Consider the following 21,088-nt stretch of genomic DNA (forward strand, 5'->3'; position numbering starts at 1 on the left):
CGCCCCGGGTCCGACATGCCCGGCAGCGGGGCGCGGCGCACCATGAGGGCATGGACGGTTCTCTGGAGAGCGTCAGCGGGCCGGGGCGGGTGGCGGAGCCCGAGGAGGGCATCAGCACGCAGGAGCTGGCGCTGGCCGCCCGCAACCACGGGATGCCGCTGGAGGGCCTGCGGTACGACGTGACACCACCGGGCCTGCACTACGTCCTGGTGCACTACGACATCCCGGCCCTGGACGCGGCCGGGTGGGAGCTCGCCGTGGGCGGCCGGGTGCGCACCCCGCTGTCCCTGGACCTGACGGCCCTGCGCGAGTACCAGGCGGTCACCCAGCGGGTGACCATGGAGTGCGCCGGGAACGGGCGGGCCCGGCTGACGCCGCGGCCGGTGAGTCAGCCGTGGCTGGTCGAGGCGGTCGGGACCGCCGACTGGACCGGCGTGCCGCTGCGGATGCTGCTCGACGAGGCGGGCGTGGAGCCCGGGGCGGTGGAGGTCGTCTTCACGGGCGCGGACCACGGCGTCGAGCGGGGCGTGGAGCAGGACTACCGGCGCAGCCTGCCCCTGGCGGTGGCCGTCGGGGACTGGCCGGAGGTGCTGGTCGCGTACGCGATGAACGGGGAGCCGCTGCCGCCGCAGCACGGCTTCCCGCTGCGGCTGGTGGTGCCGGGCTGGTACGGGATGGCGCAGGTGAAGTGGCTCCGCGAGGTGACCGTCGCCGACACCCCGTTCACCGGCTTCCAGCAGGCGGTGGCGTACCGCTTCCGGCAGTCCGCCGACGAGCCCGGGGAGCCGGTCACCCGCATCGCGCCGCGCGCGCTGATGGTCCCGCCGGGCTTCCCCGACTTCATGTCCCGGGACCGGGTCGTACGCCCCGGGCTCGTCGCCCTGGAGGGGCGCGCCTGGTCCGGGTACGCGCCGGTGGAGCGGGTCGAGGTGAGCGCGGACGGCGGCAACTCCTGGATGGACGCCGACGTGGGGCGGCAGGCCCCGCATCCCTGGGCGTGGGCGAGCTGGCGGGTGCTGTGGACCGCGTCGCCGGGCGAGTACGTGCTGATGGTCCGCGCGACCGACGCGGAGGGGCGGGCCCAACCGCTGGAACAGCCCTGGAACCGCGGTGGTTTCGCGAACAACCTCGTACAGCACGTCCGGGTGCTGTGCGTGAGCGCCTGACAGCGGAGGGCGTTCGGGCGGCGGCGGCCCGACAGGTCAACCCCTTCGTACCGTGGGATATTTGTCGTAGGAGCTACCGAAGGGGGCGCAATGTCCCGCATCGAAGAATCCATCGACATCTCCCGCAGCCCCGAGGACGTCTTCTCGTACGTGATGGACCCCTCGCACACACCGGAGTGGCAGGAGAGCGCCGTCTCGGCACGGAAACTGGGCGAAGGGCCGATGGACGTCGGCTCCCGGTTCGCGGTGCAGCGCCGCTTCGGCCGCCGCGAGATGCCCATGACCATGGAGGTCAAGGAGATGGACCCGCCGCGGAGTTGGCACTTCCACGGCGTGGACGGCCCGATCCGCGGCGACGTCATGGGCAGGATCGAGCCGCTCGACGACGGCAAGCGGTCCCGGCTGACGCTGTCGCTCGACTTCGAGTCGCACGGCATCGGCAAAGTCCTGGTACCGCTCGTGGTCAAGCCGCAGGTCCGCAAGGAGATGCCGCGGAACGAGGAGCACCTCAAGGACCTGATGGAGTCCGGCACCGTCTAGGACCTGCGCAGATGCGGGGGCCGCCCGGCGCGCGGCCGGCCCCCAACATGCTTGCCCGGGCTACTCGCCGAGCATGACGCTCGACAGGCTCAGTCGCGGAGGGCGTCGGCCGTGGGGACGACCACGCCGAACAGGTCCGTGACGGTGGTCAGCGCGGCGGCCTGGAGTGCCTCGGCGGGCAGCACGCCGCCGTCCGGGGAGGCCAGGGGACGGGTGGCAGTGGTTTCGGCGACGACGGTGGGACGGTAGCCGCGGTTGAACGCGCCCTGGGCGGTGAACACGACGCACATGTGCGTCATGAACCCGGCCAGGACCAGGTCCTTGCCGCTGCCCGGGGCCGCGCCCAGGTCGGTGAGCGTCTTCTCGAGGTCGGTGGCGTTGAAGGAATCGGGGAACCCCTTGACGACGACGGGCTCGCCGTCGACGGGCGCGACCTCGTCGCTGATCGCGCCGATGTGCGCGCGTATGTCGTACGGGGTGTTCTCGCCGCCGTCGTTGACGATGTGAACGACCGGGATGCCGGCGGCACGGGCCCGCGCCAGGAGTCGGGCACCCGCCTTGAGGGCCTCCTCGGCGCCGGTGAGGGCCATGACGCCGGTGCGGTAGGTGTTCTGGAAGTCGATCATGATCAGGATCGACTCGCCGAGCCGCGGCGGCTGGTTGTCCAGGCCGACGACGTCACGCAGGGACGCGGACGCGGTGGTCACTGACGGGGCCTTCGTGGACAGGGTGTTCGTGGTCATCGGGAACCTTTCATCGGGAAGAGGGCATGGCGAAGTCATCCGCCTCGCTTCATGCCGAGGGGAAAGCGGCGGTCAATGGGTCGGGCCCGGACGGCCCGGGTTCAGACGGCCCGGGTTCAGACGGCCTGGGTACGGAACCGGCGGCGATAGGCCGCCGGGGTCGTGCCGAGCTGCCGTCTGAACGCCCGGTGCAGGGTCTCCGGCGAGCCGAGTCCGGAAGCGGTGGCGACCTCGTCGAGCGGGGAGTCGCCGGTCTCCAGGAGCCGCCGGGCCACCTCGATGCGGGCCGCCTCGACGTAGGCGGCAGGACTCGTACCGGTCTCCTGACCGAAGACCCGGGCGAAGTGCCGCTCGCTGAGGCACATCCGGGCGGCCAGGGCCGGCGCGGACAGGTCCTCGTCGAGGTGGTCGGCGATCCACAGCCGGAGCTCGTCGATGTCCCGGCGGGTGGCGGCAGGACGGCTGAGCGGGACCGAGAACTGACTCTGCCCGCCCTGCCGTTTGAGATACATGACCAGCTGACGGGCCACCGCCAGCGCGGTCTGCTCCCCCTGGTCCTCGGCCACCAGGGCCAGGGCGAGGTCCAGGCAGGCGCTGATCCCGGCCCCGGTCCACAGTCGGCCGCGGTCGGTCCGGACGAAGATCGGGTCCGGGTCGACGGTGACCTCGGGATGGTCGGCGGCCAGCTGGTCGGCGGTGGACCAGTGGGTGGTCGCCGTACGGCCGTCGAGCAGCCCGGCCGCCGCCAGCAGGTGCGCACCCACGCACACCGACGCCACCCTCCGGGCGTGCGGGGCGGTCTCCTTCACCCACGCGACGACGGTGTCGTCGATGCGGGCGACCGGCCCGGCCTCGGTCATGTCGACCGCGCCGGGCACCAGCAGGGTGTCCACCTGCCCGCCGACGTCGCCGAACGCCACGTCGGCGAGCAGCCGCACGCCCGCCGACGTACGGACCTCGCCGGCGACCGGGCCGGCGAGGCGGACCTGGTAGCCGGCGCGACCCGCGGTCTCGCGGTTGGCCAGCGCGAAGACCTCGGCCGGGCCGGTGACGTCGAGGAGGTCGACATCGGGGAAGACCGCGATGACGACACGGTGCGGAAGGGGCATGCCCTCATCCTGCGCGCTGACGCGTCATGGCCGCAATGACGATTCCCTGTCACATCCGGACACGAGGACCGCCGCGGAACGACGTCGCACTCGGTGACGAGTACCTGGTGTTGAGTACCTACGACCGCGCGGTCTGAGTACGTCGCCCCATCCGCCGGGGCGCGGCCGTTGATCGAATAGGGGCATGACCTCCGACGCCCAGCGGCCGCAGCCCCGCATCCAGCACGTCACCGTGGCCGGCGCCGCGCTCGCCGCCGCCGTGCTCCCCCTGGTGGTGGGCGTACTCCTCGCCAAGGCCGCCGCGGCGGACCCGATGACGTCGGTCAACGCGCTGATCACCAACGGCGCGCACCGGCCCCGTATCTCCCCGGCGCAGTGGCGCAGTTGCGGACGGGACGCCCTGCGCCGGCGGGCCGCGTGGCGCAGGGCGGCGCGCGACACGAGCAACGAGGGTGCCCGCGTGGCGTGAGGGTCTCGGGGATGCTGGCAGGACCAAGCGTCCGCTCGGCTTCCTCCGGAGGTGCGTCGTCGACAGCTCCACCGCCACCGCGCTGCTGGGTGTGTACAAGGGGTACGGCGCCGAGGCCGTCGCCGCCGTCGAACGGCACGAACAACTCCTCTGCCGCCGCGTCGAGATCGGGAACGACTATCTGCCGCACGGCGGTTGGTCGGACTTCAATCCGGCGACGATGTGCGGATACCAGCTGGACCCCTGGCGCAAGTGGCGCGACGAGCGGCCGGGGTCGGCGTTCGTGTACGGGATCCCGCTGCTGGTCGACGGCTTCGAGGGAGCGTTCGCCCGGGGCGCGGCGGGCGAGTTCGACGCCGCGTACGCGCGGGCGGCGCGCGCCCTGGTGGAGTCGGGGCACGGTGACGCGGTCGTCCGACTCGGGTGGGAGCCGAACAACCGCGTCATCGGCCCGTGGCAGGCGACCGACGACCCGGCGGGGTACGCGGCGCTGTTCCGGCACGTGGTCGCCGTGTTCCGCTCGACGCCGGGCGCCTGCTTCACCTTCGAACTGTCGAGCGCGCTCGGGGTGCAGCCGGGTAGGCGGCTGCGCTCCTTCGCGGACTACTACCCGGGGGACGCGCACGTCGACTGGCTCGGCATGAACGTCTATGACCTGAAGTGGGGCGACCCGCACATCTCCGCCCGCGACCGCTGGTCCTGGATCCGCCGCCAGGACATGGGCCTGAAGGCGCACGTGGCTTTCGTCCGCGCGCGAGGCAAGCGGAACGTGTGCTCCGAGTGGGGTCTGTACCGTCGCGGGGACGCGTTCGCGGGCGGCGGGGACAACCCGTTCTTCATCGACCGGATGGCCGAGTACTTCGCCTGGGGCGCGGTCGCCTACCAGTCGTACTTCGACCACGACTGGGGCGGCGGCGCCCTCGCCGACTTCCCGGCGGGGCGAACCGCGTACGTCCGACGCTTCGGGTGACACCGACCGATCCCCCGCGCCCCGAACTCGCACACGCGCTGCGCACGTACGAATAGCTGGGCCGACCGGGCAGGCACGCGCGGATCGGCCTCACACATGAGTGTGACACCGGCGGATTACGCCGTTCGAAACCCGAAGCGGCACGGAACTGGGCAGCGAACCCGCGTGCGCCCCCGCGCGATACCCGCCGAACAGCCCATTGCCCGATTTGCCTCCGCATAAATGACTACTTATGCCCATACTCTCGGTCCTGCGTTTTCCGAGAGAGTGCCCCGCTTTTCGGTTCGTCCGGTCATCTGCCTTCCGGGCGTCCGTGCGGCGGGGCGTGAGGCCCTTCCGCTTCCCATTCCTGGAGAAACAAATGCGCGTTGCCGTGACCGGTGGCGGTGGATTCCTTGGGTCACACCTGTGCGAGGCGCTCTTGCGGCGCGGCGACTCGGTGGTGTGCCTGGACAACTTCTCGACGGGCGACCCCGAGAACATCGCACACCTCATGTCCGACCCGGCCTTCGAGTTCCACCACGCCGACGTGAGCGTGTCCGTGGAGGTCGCGGGCCGCGTCGACGCCGTCGCCCACCTGGCGTCCCCCGCCTCCCCGCCCGACTACCTGCGCCAGCCGCTGGAGACCCTCGCGGTCGGCAGCCGTGGCACCGAGAACGCCCTGCGCCTGGCAATGCGCCACGACGCCCGCTTCATCCTCGCGTCGACCAGCGAGATCTACGGCGATCCCCTGGTCCACCCCCAGGAGGAGGCGTACTGGGGCAACGTCAATTCCATCGGCCCGCGCAGCGTCTACGACGAGGCGAAACGATACGCTGAGGCGGTCTCCGCCGCGTACCGCCGCACGCACGGCGTCGACGTCGGCATCGCGCGGATCTTCAACACCTACGGCCCGCGGATGCGGCCGCACGACGGCCGGGTGGTGTCCAGCTTCATCACCCAGGCGCTGACCGGCGAGCCGCTCACCGTCTACGGCGACGGCAAGCAGACCCGCAGCTTCTGCTACGTCGACGACCTGGTCCGCGGTCTCGTCGCGCTCCTCGACTCGTCCGAGATGGGCCCGTTCAACCTCGGCAACCCGGTCGAGCGCACGGTCACCGAACTCGCGGAGATCGTGCTGGAGATGACCGGCTCGACGTCCGCGGTGAAGTACCACCCGCTGCCGGTCGACGACCCGGTCCGCCGCCGCCCGGTGATCAACCGCGCCCGTGACGTACTGGGCTGGGAGCCGGAGATCGACATCACCGAGGGCCTGCGCCGGACCGTCGCGTACTTCGGTTCCCGGCCGGAGCGGCTCGGCGCGTCGGCCGCGGCCATCCGCGGCGGCCAGGACGAGACGGTCCCGCTGGCCACGCCGGCCCCCGCCCCCGCGCCGCAGACGATCCCCGGCCCGGCGACCGCCACCGCCGGCGTGACGTCCGGCTCGTCCGTCTCGGGGAGCTGACCACGTCGCGGTGCGGCCGCGACTCCCCCTCCCTCCCCCGCCCCACGGCCCGATTCGAACCGCCCGGAGAACTCGCTGTCATGACGTCGTTGGAGCAAGGTCCCGCGCTCGGGATCGGCACCGTCCAGGTTCCCCCGGTCCTCGCCCCCGCCCCCGGTTCGCCGGAGGAATGGCGGGGGCTGGGGAACGAGATCAAGGCTCTCTCGAACGGCTCGGTGGCGTCCGTCGGCCCGGACGGCCCCGTCCTGGCGATGCCCCGGCACAACTTCGAGACCCTCCCCGGCAGCTTCGTCCGCGCCTTCTCCCGGGGCGACCGCTTCCTGGTCGCGCTGCTCTCCCTGGGCTGGGCGGCCTGCCTGGTGTGGTTCTGGGTGTGGTGGCTCCAGCCGTCCCACCGGATCGGCTGGATCGGCCTCGTCGTCAACAGCGCCCTGCTGCTCTACCTGGCCTATCTGCCGGTGCACTTCCTGGTCGCGCTGATCCGGATGCGGCGCTTCGACCCGGCCGTCGAGGTGCCCGCGCTGCGCACCGCGTTCGTCGTCACCCGCGCCCCGTCCGAGCACTGGGACATCGCCCGGACGACCCTGGAGGCGATGCTCGACCAGGACTTCCCGCACGCGTACGACGTGTGGCTGTGCGACGAGGACCCCACGGAGGAAATCCTCGACTGGTGCCGTGCCCACGGCGTCGGTGTCTCCTGCCGCCGCGGCCGCGCGGACTACCACCGCGCCGACTGGCCGCGGCGGACCCGGTGCAAGGAAGGCAACCTCGCCTACTTCTACGACCACTGGGGCTACGAGCACTACGACGTCGTCGCCCAGCTCGACTGCGACCACGTCCCACACCCCCGCTACCTCGCCGAGGTGGTCCGCCCCTTCGCCGACCCGGCGATCGGCTACGTCGCCGCCCCCAGCGTCTGCGACGCCAACGCCGACCAGTCCTGGGCGGCCCGCGGCCGGCTGCAGCGCGAGGCCCTCTTCCACGGCCCCGTCCAGCTCGGCTACTCCGCCGGACTCGCCCCCCTCTGCATCGGCTCCCACTACGCCGTGCGCACCCGGGCCCTGCGGGACATCGGCGGTCTCGGCCCCGAGCTCGCCGAGGACTTCTCGACCTCGTTCCTGCTCAACTCGGCAGGCTGGCAGGGCTCGTTCGCGATCGACGCCGAGGCCCACGGCGACGGTCCGATCACCTTCGGCGCGATGATCACCCAGGAGTTCCAGTGGTCTCGCAGCCTGGCGGTGATGCTCTTCGGGATGCTGCCGCGCCACCTCGGCCGGATGCCCGGCAAGCTGCGCCTGCGGTTCGCCTGCGCGCTGCTCTACTACCCGCTGCTCGCCCTGACGACCACCGTCGGCATCCTGCTGCCGCCGATCGCGGCACTCACCGGCATCCCGTGGATCAACGTCAACTACTTCGAGTTCCTGGCCCGCTTCTGGACCATGTCCGTCTGGCTGATGCTGCTCACGCTGCTCTGCCGCCGGCGCGGCCTACTGCGCCCCAAGGACTCCCCCGTCGTCAGCTGGGAGATCTGGCTCTTCGGCCTCGCCAGGTGGCCCTACGTCGCCTGGGGCGTCGGCGCGGCCCTGATGCAGAAGCTGCGGCCGCGTCAGATCACCTTCAAGGTGACGCCGAAGGAGCGCGACGGTCTCGAGCGGCTGCCGCTGCGCGCCGTGGCCCCCTACCTGCTGATCACCACGGTCCTGTCGAGCGCCGCCGTGATCGGCCAGTTCACCGGGCCCGCCGTCGGCTACGTCTTCCTCTGCATCCTCGGCGCCTTCTCGTACACGGCGGTGACACTCTCGATCGGCGCGCTGCACATCGGCGAGACAGCGCGCGCAGCGGGCGTCCCGCGGTACCGGGCGCTGCGCACCGCCGCCGTCCCGCTCACCGCGGGCCTGCTCTGCCTGCTCCCCCTGGCGCTCGCCGTCGCCGTCTTCCCCACCTATCTCGCCGGCTTCTACGCCTGGTGACGATCCCCGAACCGATCGAGAAACGAGGTCCCCCGTGCCCCAGACGGTCCTGGTCACCGGCGGTGCCGGCTTCATCGGCAGCCACACCTGTGTCGAACTCCTGCGGTCCGGCCACGAGGTCGTCGTCCTCGACGACCACTCCAACAGCTCCCCCGAGGCGCTCGAACGCGTCGCGAAGATCGCGGGACGTCCGATCGCCGCCGCCCACACCGCGGACGTGCGCGACCGGCGGGCCCTGGACGCCGTGTTCGCGAGCCACTCGATCGACGCGGTGATCCACTTCGCCGCGAAGAAGGCCGTCGGCGAGTCGGTGCGGATCCCGCTCGCGTACTACGACATCAACGTCGGCGGCACGACGGCGCTGGTCTCGGCGATGCACGACCACGGCGTGCACCGGCTGGTGTTCTCGTCGTCCTGCTCGATCTACGGCGACGCGACGACCGTCCCGCTGACCGAGGACTCCCCGGCCGCGCCGACCAACCCGTACGCCAGGACCAAGTGGACCTGCGAGCAGATCCTCGCGGATCTGAGCCGGAACCTCCCCGGGCTGAACGTCCTGGCCCTGCGGTACTTCAATCCGGCCGGCGCCCACCCCACCGGGCTGCTCGGCGAGGACCCGCGCGGGGTGCCCAACAACATCATGCCGTTCCTCGCCCAGATCGCCGTGGGCCGCCGCGAGGAGCTCAGCGTCTTCGGCGACGACTACCCGACGCCCGACGGCACCGGGATCCGCGACTACATCCACGTCGTCGACGTCGCCGAGGGACACCGGGCGGCCCTGGACCACATCGACGACGAGCCCGGCATGCGGGTCTTCAACCTCGGCACCGGGCGCGGCTCGTCCGTCCTGGAGCTCGTGCACACCTTCGAGCAGGTCTCCGGGCGGCCGATCCCGCACCGCATCACCGAGCGCCGCCCCGGCGACGTCGCGGAGCTGGTCGCCGATCCGGCGCGGGTCGCCGCGGCCTGGGGCTGGACCGCGCGGCGCGATCTGACCGCGATGTGCCGGGACGCCTGGACCTTCCAGCAGCAGAACCCGTACGGCTACGCCCCCTGACGCGTTCCGTGCCCCGTCCCCTCCCCCATCCTCCGCTCAGACAGGAGTACACCGCATGCGGTTGACCGTCATCGGTACGGGATACCTCGGAGCTGTGCACGCGGCGTGCATGGCCGACATCGGACACGATGTCCTCGGCGTCGACGTCGACATCGAGAAGATCAACGCCCTGGCCGAGGGCAGACCACCCTTCTACGAACCGGGACTCGACGACGTCCTGACTCGGGCGCTCGCCTCGGGACGTCTGCGCTTCACGACCAGCCTGCGCGAGGCGGCGGCGCACGGCGAGGTCCATTTCATCTGCGTGGGCACTCCGCAGCAGGCGGGGTCGCAGGCGGCCGACCTGCGGTACGTGGACGCCGTGGTCGACGGGCTCGCACCGCATCTGCCGGCGTCCTGTCTGGTGGTCGGCAAGTCCACGGTCCCGGTGGGCACCACCGCGCGCCTGACGACCCGCATCGCGGGCCTGGCGCCGGAGGGGGTACGGGCCGAGGTGGCGTGGAACCCGGAGTTCCTGCGCGAGGGCTTCGCCGTCGAGGACACCCTGCGGCCGGACCGGCTCGTCGCCGGTGTCACCAGCCGGCAGGCCGACGAGACGCTGCGCCGGGTGTACTCCCCGATGATCGAGGCGGGCGTCCCGTACCTCAGCACCGACCCGAACACGGCGGAGCTGGTGAAGGTCGCGGCGAACTCCTTCCTCGCCACGAAGATCTCCTTCATCAACGCGATGGCCGAGGTCTGCGACGCCTCGGGTGCGGACGTGGTCACCCTCGCCGACGCCCTGGGGTACGACACCCGGATCGGCCGGCGGTTCCTGAACGCCGGTCTCGGCTTCGGCGGCGGCTGCCTGCCCAAGGACATCCGGGCGTTCACCGCTCGCGCGCAGGAGCTCGGCGTCGGGCAGGCAGTGGCGTTCCTCGACCAGGTCGACGAGATCAACAAGCGGCAGCGGGCCCGGACCGTCACGCTCGCCCGCCAGATGGTCGGCGGCGACCTGACCGGCCGCCGGGTGACCGTCCTGGGCGCCACGTTCAAGCCGAACAGCGACGACGTACGCGACTCCCCGGCGCTGGCCGTCGCCGCCGCGCTGCACCGCGAGGGCGCCGACGTGCGGGTCCACGACCCGGAGGGCACCGCCAACGCGCAGCTCGCCCACCCGGAGCTGCGCTGCAGTTCCGACCTGCTGACCGCGTGCAAGGGCGCGGAGATCGTGCTGCACCTCACCGAGTGGGGCCAGTACGGCGAGATCGATCCGGTCAAGCTGGCCCGCGTGGTGCGCGAGCCGGTGCTCGTCGACGGGCGCAACGCGCTCCCGCACGAGGAGTGGCGGGCCGCGGGATGGACCGTCAAGGCCCTGGGCCGCCCCGCGCCGTCGGACCGCTCCTCGGCCTCCCAGGTCCGGGAGCCGCTCCGCACCACGATCGCGTCCCCGGCCTCCGAGCCCGACCGTTCCTCGGCATTGGCCTAGCCGCTGCAGACCGGCACGGAGCAACCCCTCTCTGCGGACGCACCCACACTGCCCCGCCCTCGCGGACACCGGCCGCGAGGGCGGGGCAGACGCTTGGGGCGCGACGGCGGTCAGAGGCCGGCCAGGGCCCGCAGCCGGTCGAGTTTCGACCGGGCGCCGAAGACTCCGGCCCGCTCCCGTGCCGTCCGCAGGTCGACGAGTCGAGCCAGTTGCGCGATGACGACGTCGAGGGGCGGTCCGCTCGACGTCAGGTCCTCGGGTTCGTCGTCGGCCGCGCGCGCCGCGGGTTCCTGGAGGAAGGGCAGCACGAGCCGGTGATGGTGGTAGGAGGAGACGGCGCCGTGCCGGTTGCACAGGGCGAGGAACAGGCCGATGTTCTCCCGGAGTTGAGGGGTCACGGCCGACTGCGCCGCCTCGCGCAGGAAGGCGTCGAGCAGCGGTTCGGCCAGGACCGTGGCACGCAGCGCGGCCTGGTCCTCCGGTGGCAGGTAGGGCTGCTTCTCGGTCAACACGGCCTGGTAGAAGGGGTCGTGCGCGGAGCACAGGCCGAGCAGGACGTCGATGGCATTGATCGCCGCGAAGTCCCCGGCGTTCGCGCCCCGGTACTCCCCCGCGCCGACGCGGTACGACTTGAAGTACGGCCTGATGTTGAGGAAGAAGCGGTCGACGTCGAGGTTCTTGTTCAGGGTCGTCCCGAAGTCCATGGCGTCGTCAAGGCCGGCCTGTGCCTCCCGGAGCAGGTATTCCGTGAGCGGGCTGGACGCCCCGAGGGCCGGGACGCGTCGCAGCGCGGCGGCCGTGCGCTGGTAGGCGAGGGCGGACAGCGCGTTGTGGACGATGAAGGTCCGCTCGTCGTCGAGCGTGGTGAAGGTACGGAAGCGGTCGCCCACCGCCCGGTTGAACAGCGCCTGGTGGGCGAAAACGAATCGGGGGGCCACGCCGAGCGAGGTGCCGAGGGCGCTCGCGAGAGGCCAGGCGGCGGACTGCGGGCCGTCGATCTCGTGCCGGCGGCAGGCGGCGAGGTACATGCCCACCGAGCCGAGGAGTTCGTACCGTGTGTCACGGTCGCCGCCGAGCGCCGCGCGCCCGTCGTCCGCTATCCCGCGGACCAGCTCCGCTCCCTCCTGTGCCATCCGCTGCTTGAGGCGTTCGAGCTCGGCGTCGCCTCGGACGAGCGGCCTCCCCGCGGCGAGACATGCCTCCTCCACGCGCGTGTTGAGTGCGACGAATTCGGTCCTGATCCATCGGTCGAAGGCGTCCACGGCCCTGTTCAACGAGCTGACCTCCACAACTGCTGTCGTCAGTAAGGTTCCTGCCTCCATTCGATCTTCCAGATGGTCTGCTCGCCAGTACCATTGGCGGTGCTGTGAACCGAACCAATGAGAACGACCGAGGCTCCGACTTCCTCCAGTTGCGACGCCCCTCGACCCCCGCGGCGGGGCTGACCACATGGCTGGTCGACGCGGTCCGCGCGGCGATCGCCGACGGCCGGCTGCGGACGGGTGCGCACCTCCCCGCGACGCGCGTGCTGGCGGCAGACCTGAAGGTCTCGCGTGGCGTGGTGGTCGAGGCGTACCGGCGGCTCGCCGAGGAGGGCCTGGTCAGCGGGCGCGCGGGCGCGGGCACCCGGGTCACGACGGTGATGACGGCGGCCGGCGGCACGGCGGTGGCGACCGCGACGGGCCCGGCGTCGGGCACGACCGGGCCGGAGCGTCCGCGAGCCGCCGACGCCCCCGCCGAGTCACCGCCCGCCATGCCCCGGCTGCCGCTCGGGCCGTTCGCGCCGCCGGTGGACATCGACCTCTCGCCGGGCCTGCCGGACCTGTCCGGCTTCCCCCGTTCCGCCTGGCTGCGGGCGGAACGCTTCGTCCTCGGCGGGGCGTCGGCGGACGCCTTCGCGTACGGCGATCCCCGCGGCGCGCTCACGCTGCGCCAGGAGCTGGCCGGCTGGCTCGGTCGGGTACGAGGCGTCCGCGCCGATCCGCGGGACATCCTCGTGGTGGGCGGCGTCGCCCAGTCCCTCGCCCTCGTCGCCCAGACCCTGCGGCGCCGGGGCGTCACGGAGATCGCGGTGGAGGACCCGGGTTCGCGCGGCGCCCAGGACGCGCTGTCGTACTGGGGGCTGCGCCCGGTTCCCGTGCCCGTCGACGAACAGGGGCTGCGCGTCGACGAGTTGGTCCGTACGGGGGTGTCGGCTGCGCTGCTCACGCCGGCCCATCAGTTCCCCACCGGGGTCGTCCTGGCACCCGGGCGCCGCCGCGAGCTGCTGAGCTGGGCGCACGACGGCGGCCTGGTCGTGGAGGACGACTACGACGCGGAGCACCGCTACGACCGGGCGCCGGTCCCCGCGCTCCAGGCGTCCGCGCCCGAGCACGTGGTGCACACCGGCAGCGTGTCCAAGACCCTGGCCCCGGGCATGAGGCTCGGCTGGCTGATCGCCCCGCAAGGGATGCGGGAGGAGCTGATCGCGGCGAAGCACGCGAGCGATCTGGGTACGCCGGTGCTGCCGCAGCTGGTACTCGCCCGGCTGATCGCCGGCGGCGACCTCGACCGGCATCTGCGGCTCACCCGTGGTCGCTACCGCAGCCGCCGGGACGCCTTCCTGACCACCCTGACCGCGCGGCTGCCCTCCGTGCGCGTCCAGGGCATCGCGGCCGGGCTGCACCTGCTGATCACCTTCCCGGAGCTGACCGGGACAGTGCCGGACACCGAACTCGCGGACCGGGTCCGCGCCGCCGGGGTCCTGACCCACCCGCTCTCCTGGCACCGCGTCGCCCCGGGTCCGCCGGGCCTCGTCCTCGGGTACGCGGCGCACCCGGCCGACCGGCTCCGCGACGCCGCGCACCGCATAGCCGCCACGGTCCGCGCGGCGCAGTCCGGGGGCGCGGGCCCGGTGCAGGGGCCGTGAGGGCGGGGGCTACGGACGGGAGGTTCGTCCTGCCGCGCCCGACTGTCCCCGTCTCGTCAGGCCTCCGGGGCGGGGGAAGACCTTGGACTGCTTGACGCTGCCGAAGGCGAAACTCGACTCGATCGAGGCGATGCCGGGGATGGCGTGGATCTGCGTACGAACCAGCGTCTCGTACGCCTCCAGGCTCTCGATGACGATGCGGAGCAGGTAGTCGCTGCTGCCCGCCATCAGGTAGCAGTCCTGGATGTGGTCGATGAGGCCGACGTGCTGCTCGAACACGTTGACCGCCTCGGCGGTATGGCGCTCCAGGCCGATCCGTACGAAGACGGTGATCGGCAGCCCGTAGGCGACCTGGTCGACCATCGCGGTGTACCCGCTGATCAGGCCGGACTCCTCCAGGCGCCGGACGCGGCGCAGACAGGGTGAGGGGGAGAGCCGGACCCGGTCGGCGAGGTCCTGGTTGGACAGCCGTCCGTCCGCCTGCAACTCACCGATGATCTGGAGATCCACTGCGTCCATCGTCGCTCCTTGGCAGATTCTGCCCCCAAGCTAGGCCTGGAGAGCAGAACTGGCAATCGGCTGCCCCGGCGAAGCTCCTATGGTTGCCGATCGGGGCGGGGCACCGGGTGCTTTCGGCCCACCGACACGTGTCCGCCGGAGCGTGTCCGCCGACACAGCTCGGCCGATCCCTGCCGAACCGGAGGAACCTTTCAGTGGTCGCGACGAACACGGCCGCGGCGGCACCGCCCGCCGCCGCCTGGCGGGCCGGCCTGTCGCCGCAGGCGGTGGGCATGCTCGCGCTCGGGGTGACCGTGCTGATCTGGGCCGGTTTCGCGCTGAGCGCCCGCGCCCTCGGCGCCTCCACTCTGCTGCCCGCGGACGCCGCCCTGCTGCGGTTCGGCGTGCCGCTCGTGGTCCTGGCGCCCGCCCTGTGGCGACGCCGACGTCAACTGGTCGCCGTACGGCCGGGCCCCGCGCTGAAGATCATCTGCGGCGCGGGAGTGCCGTTCTTCCTGATCGTGATGTACGGCGGTTCGCTGACCTCGGCCGCGTTCGTCGGCGCGATCGTCCCCGGCATGGTCCCGCTGTTCGTCTCGGCTCTCATGGTGGCGAGCGGGCGCGGAGTGCCGCGCGGCACGCAGACCGCGGGCCTGCTGCTGATCGTCGCCGGAGTCGGCGCGCTGGTGTGGAGCCACACCGCCGCGCTGGACGGCGATGTCCTGCTCGGCGCGGGTGCGCTGCTCGTCGCCAGCGGACTGTGGGCCCTGTACACCGTGGGACTGCGCGAGGTGGAGCTCGACCCGGTCGGCTCCATCGGGCTGCTGTGCCTGCCGTCGTTCACGATCATCGCCCTGCTGGCCCTGACCGGGGTCCTGCCCACCGGGCTCGGCCGGGCGGCCGGCGGCGACATCCTGCTGTTCCTCATCGTCCAGGGCCTGGGCGTCGGGCTGTGCGCGGGCCTCCTGTACGCCTTCGCGATCCGCCGGCTGGGACCGGAGCGCTGCGCGGTCGTCGGCAGCCTCAGCCCCGTCGCCGTCGTCCTGCTCGCCGTTCCGCTGCTGCACGAGTCGCCGACCGTGTCCGTCCTGGTCGGCGTGCCTCTCATCACCTCGGGTGTCGTGCTCGCCAACCGGCGCCCCCGAACCAAGGTTCCCGCCGATGCTTGAGCTTCTTCCCACCCCGCCCGCCGACCCGCTGTGGGACCTCACCGCCGAGTTCGCCGCGGACCCGCGCCCGGAACGTCTGGACCTCGTCCTGGGCGTGTACCGCGACCAGACCGGCACCACGCCCGTCATGGCTGCGGTCCGTGAGGCGGAGATACGCCTGGCGGAACGTTCCGTCTCCAAGGAGTACCGGGGGCTCTCGGGCAACGCGGCGTTCAACCGCGCGATGCTGTCGACGGTCCTGGGCGCCGGGGCCCCGGCCGCGCGCGCCATCGCCGTCCAGACCGTCGCGGGCACGGGCGCGCTGCGTCTGCTGGCCGACCTGGTGCGGCAGACGTACCCGGGCGCCACGGTGTGGATCAGCGACCCCGCGTACGTCAACCACCGGCCGATCCTCGAGGCCGCCGGCCTGAAGGTGCGCACATACGGCCGGCTGGACGCGGCGGGGCTCTTCGACACCGCGGCCATGCTCGACGACCTGCGGGCCGCGCGGCGGGACGACGTCGTGCTGCTGCAGGGCTGCTGTCACAACCCGACCGGGGTCGACCCCTCCGCCGAGATGTGGGAGGAACTGGCGGAGCTCGCCGCGGCGTCCGGCTGGGTCCCGCTGGTCGACCTGGCGTACCACGGCCTCGGCGACGGTCTGGCGGCCGACCTGAGTGCCACGCGGATGCTGGCCTCGCGGCTCCCGGAGACGCTGATCGCGGTGAGCTGTTCCAAGAACTTCGGGCTCTACAGCGACCGGACCGGCTGTGCGATCGTCCTCGGGCCGTCCCGCCAGACGCTGCGCCAGGTGGAGACGGCGCTGCAGAACGCCGCGCGCACGCTGTACTCGATGCCGCCGGAGCACGGTGCCGCCGTGGTCGCCACCGTCCTGGAGGACGACGCGCTGCGCGCGATGTGGCGGGCCGAACTCGATGTCATGCGGGACCGGATCGCGTCCAACCGGTCGGATCTGGTCACGCACCTCGCGGCGCTGGGCCGGGACGCCGAAGCGGCGTCCCTGGCGCGCCAGAAGGGCATGTTCTCGATGCTGCCGTTCACCCCGGACGAAATGCGCCGGCTGCGCAGGCAGTTCGCCGTGTACGGCACGGCCTCGGGGCGCATCAACATCGCGGGCATCCCGGCGCACCGGATCCCGCAGCTGGCGCAGGGCGTCGCCGCGGTCCTCGACGCCGTGGGCACGCCCCGCTCGGCACCGTCCCGCTGACGTGGCCCGGCACGTCACTTCGTGTCGGCGTCCGCCTCCGCGATGAGTGCCGTGCCCACTCGGCGGAAGCCGAGGCGGCCGTAGATGCGGGCGACGTCCTCGTCTCCGGCGGACAGGAAGACCGTCCGCACGCCTCGCTCCCGCGCGTCGGCCACAAGCGCGGCGGTGACGGCGAGGCCGAGTCCGCGTCGGCGGGCGGCCGGCAGGGTGCCGACGCCGACGATCTCGCTGACGGGGCCGACCGGCTGGTGCTGCCCGGCGCAGAGCACGGCGTCTTTCTCGACGGCCGCCGCCACACAGGTCAGCCCGGCCTCGATCCGGGCCGCGACGCGTTCCGCCGCGCCGCCGTCTGCGTGCTCCCGCATCAGCTCGGCCAACTCCGGCAAGCCCGCCTCGCCGACGCCCGTGCCGGGATCGGCGAACGCGAGGTGCGGGACGGTAACCGCGCCGAGCAGCGCCGGGTCGTCCGCGGCGAGCAGCCGTACGACCGCCCCGTCGGAGCCGGGCGCATCCACCGGGCCGGCCGCCGCATCGAGGTCCAGCGCCATCAGCGGGTGCGCGTGTGCGACGAGCCCGGACGCCTCCACCGCGGCGCGCAGCCCAGGCGTGGTCTCGTCCACCCACTCGAACGCCTCCGGCACGCCGAGTTCCCGCTGCCGCGTCCGTACGCGCTCCACGTCGGCCGCGGTCGCCACGGACGCCGAGCCCAGGGCGGGTCGCCCGTAGTAAGGCCAGCCCGCGCCTTCCTGCACGAAGAGGGTGAGCGGGCCGAAGTCCTCGGCCCGGGCGGAGGAGCGGGGCACGGCGTCGTAGTACCGCTCGATGCGGTCCAGCAGGTCCTGACGGCGTTCGGGATCAAGATCAGAAGTCACGGCGAGCATCCAAGCACGCGCCCGAACAGTCGTGCGCGGCATTTCCGCCCGTCCCCACCCCCGTCCCCGCCCCGTCAGTACCAGAACGCCTTGACGACCTCGTGCCCGGCCGCGGCCGCCCGCCCGTAGAACCCGCGCAACCCGTCGTGGTGCTTGCGTATGTACTCCTTGACCTGGGCCGAGTCGAACCCGACCCACGGCGCGCTGAGCTTGTCGCCCACCACGCCCCACAGCGCGTCGACGTCGGCCCCGTCCAGGAACTCGGCGGTCGTGCCCACCTCGCGGGACCCGAGCAGCACGAACGGCGGTCTGCCGTGGTCGGGATAGTCCACGACCCGCCCTCCGTACACGGGCAGCTCCCACCCCGGGTCCGCGCTCCCATCGACGGAGGGAGTGGCCGAATAGAGCTCGTGGAGCATCCCGAAGTCCTTCTCGATCGCCTCGGCGACCCCCGCCGCGTACTCGACTTCGAGCACGTCCCAGGCGTCTCCCATGAACGTCTCCAACCACGCCGCGTCCGCCCGCACCTCGCCCTCCGGCACGGCCCGCAGATGCATGTGAAAGCTCATGCCGTTCACCTCTCCCCCGTTGCGGCCCGACTACCGGACCATGGAGAAGACGCTAACCCCCGGCACTGACAACGGTCGCGTCACGAACAGCGCCCGTCCGCCGAGCGGCCGTTCGCGGCCGCCTACCGTGGCAGGGGAACGGGGGGCCGGGTGGCTTGGATGCGGCGGTTGATACGGGGCGGGGTGTGCGCCGGGCTGGTGGCGGTTCTGGGCACGGGGTGTTTCGCGCCGCAGCCGCCCCGGTTCGGCGAGGGAGCGGACGTCGTGCCCGAGGAGGCGGAGCGGGTCGACATGCCCGTACGCCCCGGCAGCGACGGGGACTGGACGCTACGGCTCGGCACGCTGCGCATCTACGGCGAGGGCGCCCGCCTTGCGCGGCTCGCCGGCGAGCAGAGCAAGGGCTGGCAGGCCACGCTGCCCGCCGAGTTCGCCCTCTCCTCCCGCGAACCCGGCGCCCCGCACTCCGCCCTGGACGCCGGTGGGACGGCCGTCCTGGTCGGCGGACGGGAAGGTCACATGGGGCCGTCGGCCCTCGCCGGCGTCGATCCCGAGCACGGCGGACTCTCCTGGCGGCACGAACTCCCGCCGTCCACCCGGGTGTTCCTCGCCCAGGACGGCTCCAGCCCAACCCTCGTGACGAGCACCTGCACCGCCCGCTCCTGCGTCCTCACCGGCTGGGAGTACTGGAACGGGCAGCGCCGGTGGACGCGGACCGTGCCCGGGCCCGTCCGCGTGCTGGACAGCTGCCGCACCGACGGCCTGGGGCGTGAACCCCGTCCCGGTGACCTCTGCCTGCCCCACCTGGTCACCGCCGACCGCGTGGGCTTTGTCTCCGTGGAGGCCGGACAGGTCTCCTGGAACAAAGGACTCCGGCCGTCCTCCGGCACGGTCGATCGCATCACGCAGGACGGCGACCGTACGGTGATGGTCACCGCCCCTGCGAAGGGCACCTGTCGGGCCGCCGCCCTCGCCTCCGGCGTCGACTCCGGGGAGGGCGACCGCGGTTGGCGGCAGGAGTTCGTGTGGGACCAGCCTCAGGCGCAGCGCGACCCCGTCACCGGCTGCCGATGGGACCGTCGTCTGCCCCTGGCCGTGGGCTACAGCCTGGTCCTGCCGGACAAGGCCGGCGCGCTCGTCGTGCAGCCGTACTTCGGCCCGCTCCGCCCGTTCAGACGGCTGGCCCCAGGCGAGTACGCGGTGTCCTACGGCCCCTGGCAGCAGGAGGTGATCCGCGCCGCCGGCCGGCCCGACCGGCCGCTGAGCCCCACGGACACGGCCCGCCTCCGCCCCACGGACGTGGGCCCCCGCGCCCGCTGGATCGGGCCGGGACTCTGGCAGGACGGACGCCGTCTCACGCTCTTCGCCCAGGGCCAGAAGCTCTGGGAGGCCACCTCCGACTGCCGGGCCCACAGCGCCTACGGCGCGGAGACCGGGTTCACCTACTGCGACGGCGACGAACTCGTCCGCGTACGTCCTGTCCTCAAGGACTGAGGCGGCTCAGTACGTCACCGTGATCCGCCGCTCCACCCCGTCCACCCGCACCACGCCGCCGTACGGGATCACCACCTGGGGGTCGTTGTGCCCGAGGTCCACGTCGAAGACCGCGACGGCGTCGGGCGCGTACGCCGCCAGCGCGCGCAGCACCGCCTCGCGCTGCTCGCGCGCGTACCGTCGCCTGCCCTCGGCGTCGTGCGGCCGCTGGAAGGACCAGGCCTTCGCGCGCCCCATGAGCACGGCCGGGAACCGGGCGAGCAGCCCTCGCTCCCCCATGTTGCGCAGGATCCGGAAGACCTCGTCGGCACTGGGGAGTTCCTCCGAGGTCTCCAGGAACAGCACCTCGCCCTCGTACGCGGCCGGGTCGCGCGCGATCTCCCGGTCGGCCATGAGCATCCAGGACAGGATCTCCAGGTTGCCGCCCCAGGACCGGCCTTCGACGACCCGCTCGGGGCCGTGCCAGATCCAGCCCTCCCCCGGCTCCGTGTCCGGCTCGGTCGCGAAGGTGGCCGGATCGGCCCAGTCGCGGTCGATGTCCCGGTACCGCTCGGCGGGGTGCAGTTCGTACGGGCCGGAGGTGAACAGCGCCGCTCGGAGCGAGTCGGCGGTCATCGGGTGCAGCGCCTGCGGGCGGCCCAGCTCGGTCATCACGCTCGCCCCGTGGTAGCCCACGATGCCGAGGTTCCGCAGGAACAGCAGCAGGTTGGTGTTGTCGCTGAAGCCGAAGAACGGCTTGGGGTGCGCGCGGAGCAACTCGCGGTCGAGCAGCGGCAGCACGGTGATCTGGTCGTCGCCGCCGATGCTGGCCATCACCGCCTTGATGTCCGGGTCCGCGAACGCTGCGTGGATGTCGTCCGCCCTCTGCCGGGGCGTGGCGCCCATCTTCCGGGTCGTCGGGTACTCGACCGGTTCGAGCCCGAACTCCTCGCGCAGCCGCCGCAGGCCCAGTTCGAACGGGAGCGGGAGGATCCCGGGGAGCCCGGAGGAGGGCGAGAGCACGGCGATGCGGTCGCCCGGGGCCGGCTTGGGCGGATGCGAAGGCACGAGAGGGATCGTCATGACCAGAGCCTAGAAGCGACGGTGCCGCCCGGGCATCCGGGTTTCCCGCAGGCAGCGGCACGGCACGCCGAAGGGGCCACGACGGCTGACCGTCGTGGCCCCTTCGCCGGGTTCCGGTTCGCTCACTGCTGCGAGAGGAGTCCGCCGCCCTCGCCCGATCCCGTGAGCTCGCCCCCGCTGAGGTTCCCGACGGTCTCGTCGAGGACCGAGCCGACGGCCGTCGGGTCCGGCAGGAGGTTGAGTCCCTCGGCGCCGACGGCGGCCGAGGCGGGCGAGGGGCTGACGATGGCTGTGACGACGCCGGCGGCGAACGAGGCCACGGCGAGCATGCTGCGCTTCTTCATGACCAGAACAACTACCGAGCACCGATTCGGTC

The 21,088-nt window shown here is 72.5% G+C and carries 20 protein-coding genes; 12 read left to right on the plus strand and 8 right to left on the minus strand.

Translation table 11 applies throughout. The features are described 5' to 3' along the window. Positions 1-50 precede the first annotated feature (50 nt). Both VIU94_RS44395 and VIU94_RS44400 read left to right on the plus strand, forming a co-directional pair. A complete protein-coding gene (locus VIU94_RS44395; RefSeq protein ID WP_331921388.1) occupies positions 51-1,166 on the plus strand; it encodes a sulfite oxidase in 1,116 nt (371 codons plus the stop codon). Between the two features lie 90 nt (positions 1,167-1,256). Next, a complete protein-coding gene (locus tag VIU94_RS44400) occupies positions 1,257-1,706 on the plus strand; it encodes an SRPBCC family protein (RefSeq protein ID WP_331921390.1) in 450 nt (149 codons plus the stop codon). A gap of 89 nt (positions 1,707-1,795) precedes the next feature. Here VIU94_RS44400 and VIU94_RS44405 read toward each other — a convergent pair whose 3' ends face one another. Both VIU94_RS44405 and VIU94_RS44410 read right to left on the minus strand, forming a co-directional pair. After that, the gene (locus tag VIU94_RS44405) at positions 1,796-2,449 is read right to left on the minus strand and encodes an isochorismatase family protein (RefSeq protein WP_331921392.1); all 654 of its coding nucleotides are present in this window, start codon (positions 2,447-2,449) and stop codon (positions 1,796-1,798) included. Between the two features lie 116 nt (positions 2,450-2,565). Further along, positions 2,566-3,558 carry a GlxA family transcriptional regulator gene (locus VIU94_RS44410; protein ID WP_331921394.1) on the minus strand — a complete coding sequence of 331 codons (993 nt, stop codon included), beginning with the start codon at positions 3,556-3,558 and terminating at the stop codon, positions 2,566-2,568. Between the two features lie 184 nt (positions 3,559-3,742). Here VIU94_RS44410 and VIU94_RS44415 point away from each other — a divergent pair, with 184 nt between their 5' ends. The 6 genes from VIU94_RS44415 to VIU94_RS44440 all read left to right on the plus strand — a co-directional run bounded on the left by VIU94_RS44415 (position 3,743) and on the right by VIU94_RS44440 (position 10,936). After that, positions 3,743-4,027, plus strand: coding sequence for a hypothetical protein (locus tag VIU94_RS44415; RefSeq protein WP_331921396.1), 285 nt, complete (start codon positions 3,743-3,745; stop codon positions 4,025-4,027). Beyond that, a complete protein-coding gene (locus tag VIU94_RS44420; RefSeq protein ID WP_331921398.1) occupies positions 4,011-4,997 on the plus strand; it encodes a glycoside hydrolase family 26 protein in 987 nt (328 codons plus the stop codon). Before VIU94_RS44415 ends, VIU94_RS44420 begins: the two co-directional genes overlap by 17 nt. A gap of 361 nt (positions 4,998-5,358) precedes the next feature. Continuing rightward, a complete protein-coding gene (locus tag VIU94_RS44425) occupies positions 5,359-6,441 on the plus strand; it encodes a UDP-glucuronic acid decarboxylase family protein (protein WP_331921399.1) in 1,083 nt (360 codons plus the stop codon). 80 nt (positions 6,442-6,521) lie between these two features. Continuing rightward, positions 6,522-8,411, plus strand: a complete 1,890-nt coding sequence (locus tag VIU94_RS44430) for a glycosyltransferase family 2 protein (protein ID WP_331921400.1) — start codon at positions 6,522-6,524, stop codon at positions 8,409-8,411. 34 nt (positions 8,412-8,445) lie between these two features. Next, positions 8,446-9,468, plus strand: a complete 1,023-nt coding sequence (gene galE / locus VIU94_RS44435; RefSeq protein WP_331921401.1) for a UDP-glucose 4-epimerase GalE — start codon at positions 8,446-8,448, stop codon at positions 9,466-9,468. Between the two features lie 55 nt (positions 9,469-9,523). Continuing rightward, on the plus strand, positions 9,524-10,936 hold the full coding sequence (locus VIU94_RS44440) for a UDP-glucose dehydrogenase family protein (RefSeq protein WP_331921403.1): 1,413 nt from the start codon (positions 9,524-9,526) through the stop codon (positions 10,934-10,936). A gap of 110 nt (positions 10,937-11,046) precedes the next feature. On the opposite strand, the gene VIU94_RS44445 is transcribed toward VIU94_RS44440, so the two are convergent. Next, positions 11,047-12,210, minus strand: a complete 1,164-nt coding sequence (locus VIU94_RS44445; protein WP_331921405.1) for a monodechloroaminopyrrolnitrin synthase PrnB family protein — start codon at positions 12,208-12,210, stop codon at positions 11,047-11,049. A 92-nt stretch (positions 12,211-12,302) separates the two neighbouring features. Here VIU94_RS44445 and pdxR point away from each other — a divergent pair, with 92 nt between their 5' ends. Continuing rightward, positions 12,303-13,844: a MocR-like pyridoxine biosynthesis transcription factor PdxR gene (pdxR, locus tag VIU94_RS44450; protein WP_331921407.1), complete on the plus strand. Its 1,542-nt coding sequence runs from the start codon at positions 12,303-12,305 to the stop codon at positions 13,842-13,844. A 9-nt stretch (positions 13,845-13,853) separates the two neighbouring features. Here pdxR and VIU94_RS44455 read toward each other — a convergent pair whose 3' ends face one another. Further along, on the minus strand, positions 13,854-14,363 hold the full coding sequence (locus VIU94_RS44455) for an Lrp/AsnC family transcriptional regulator (RefSeq protein ID WP_331921409.1): 510 nt from the start codon (positions 14,361-14,363) through the stop codon (positions 13,854-13,856). Between the two features lie 194 nt (positions 14,364-14,557). Between VIU94_RS44455 and VIU94_RS44460 the strand changes: the two genes are divergently transcribed. Then, positions 14,558-15,511 carry a DMT family transporter gene (locus tag VIU94_RS44460; RefSeq protein ID WP_331921411.1) on the plus strand — a complete coding sequence of 318 codons (954 nt, stop codon included), beginning with the start codon at positions 14,558-14,560 and terminating at the stop codon, positions 15,509-15,511. Next, entirely contained in the window at positions 15,504-16,718 is a 1,215-nt protein-coding gene (locus VIU94_RS44465; protein WP_331921413.1) for an amino acid aminotransferase, read from the plus strand. Before VIU94_RS44460 ends, VIU94_RS44465 begins: the two co-directional genes overlap by 8 nt. A 14-nt stretch (positions 16,719-16,732) precedes the next feature. On the opposite strand, the gene VIU94_RS44470 is transcribed toward VIU94_RS44465, so the two are convergent. Together VIU94_RS44470 and VIU94_RS44475 are read right to left on the minus strand one after the other, a co-directional pair. Continuing rightward, the gene (locus VIU94_RS44470; RefSeq protein WP_331921415.1) at positions 16,733-17,590 is read right to left on the minus strand and encodes a GNAT family N-acetyltransferase; all 858 of its coding nucleotides are present in this window, start codon (positions 17,588-17,590) and stop codon (positions 16,733-16,735) included. A gap of 74 nt (positions 17,591-17,664) precedes the next feature. Beyond that, entirely contained in the window at positions 17,665-18,159 is a 495-nt protein-coding gene (locus tag VIU94_RS44475) for a DUF1877 family protein (RefSeq protein ID WP_331921417.1), read from the minus strand. Between the two features lie 159 nt (positions 18,160-18,318). Here VIU94_RS44475 and VIU94_RS44480 point away from each other — a divergent pair, with 159 nt between their 5' ends. Then, on the plus strand, positions 18,319-19,650 hold the full coding sequence (locus tag VIU94_RS44480) for a hypothetical protein (protein ID WP_331921419.1): 1,332 nt from the start codon (positions 18,319-18,321) through the stop codon (positions 19,648-19,650). 6 nt (positions 19,651-19,656) lie between these two features. On the opposite strand, the gene VIU94_RS44485 is transcribed toward VIU94_RS44480, so the two are convergent. Together VIU94_RS44485 and VIU94_RS44490 are read right to left on the minus strand one after the other, a co-directional pair. Then, complete coding sequence (locus VIU94_RS44485) at positions 19,657-20,712, minus strand: S66 family peptidase (RefSeq protein WP_331921421.1); 1,056 nt, start codon at positions 20,710-20,712, stop codon at positions 19,657-19,659. Positions 20,713-20,834: 122 nt separating this feature from the next. After that, entirely contained in the window at positions 20,835-21,056 is a 222-nt protein-coding gene (locus VIU94_RS44490) for a hypothetical protein (protein ID WP_331921423.1), read from the minus strand. Between the last annotated feature and the right edge of the window lie 32 nt (positions 21,057-21,088).

This window comes from Streptomyces sp. (genome assembly GCF_036566765.1).
Classification (GTDB): Bacteria; Actinomycetota; Actinomycetes; order Streptomycetales; family Streptomycetaceae; genus Streptomyces.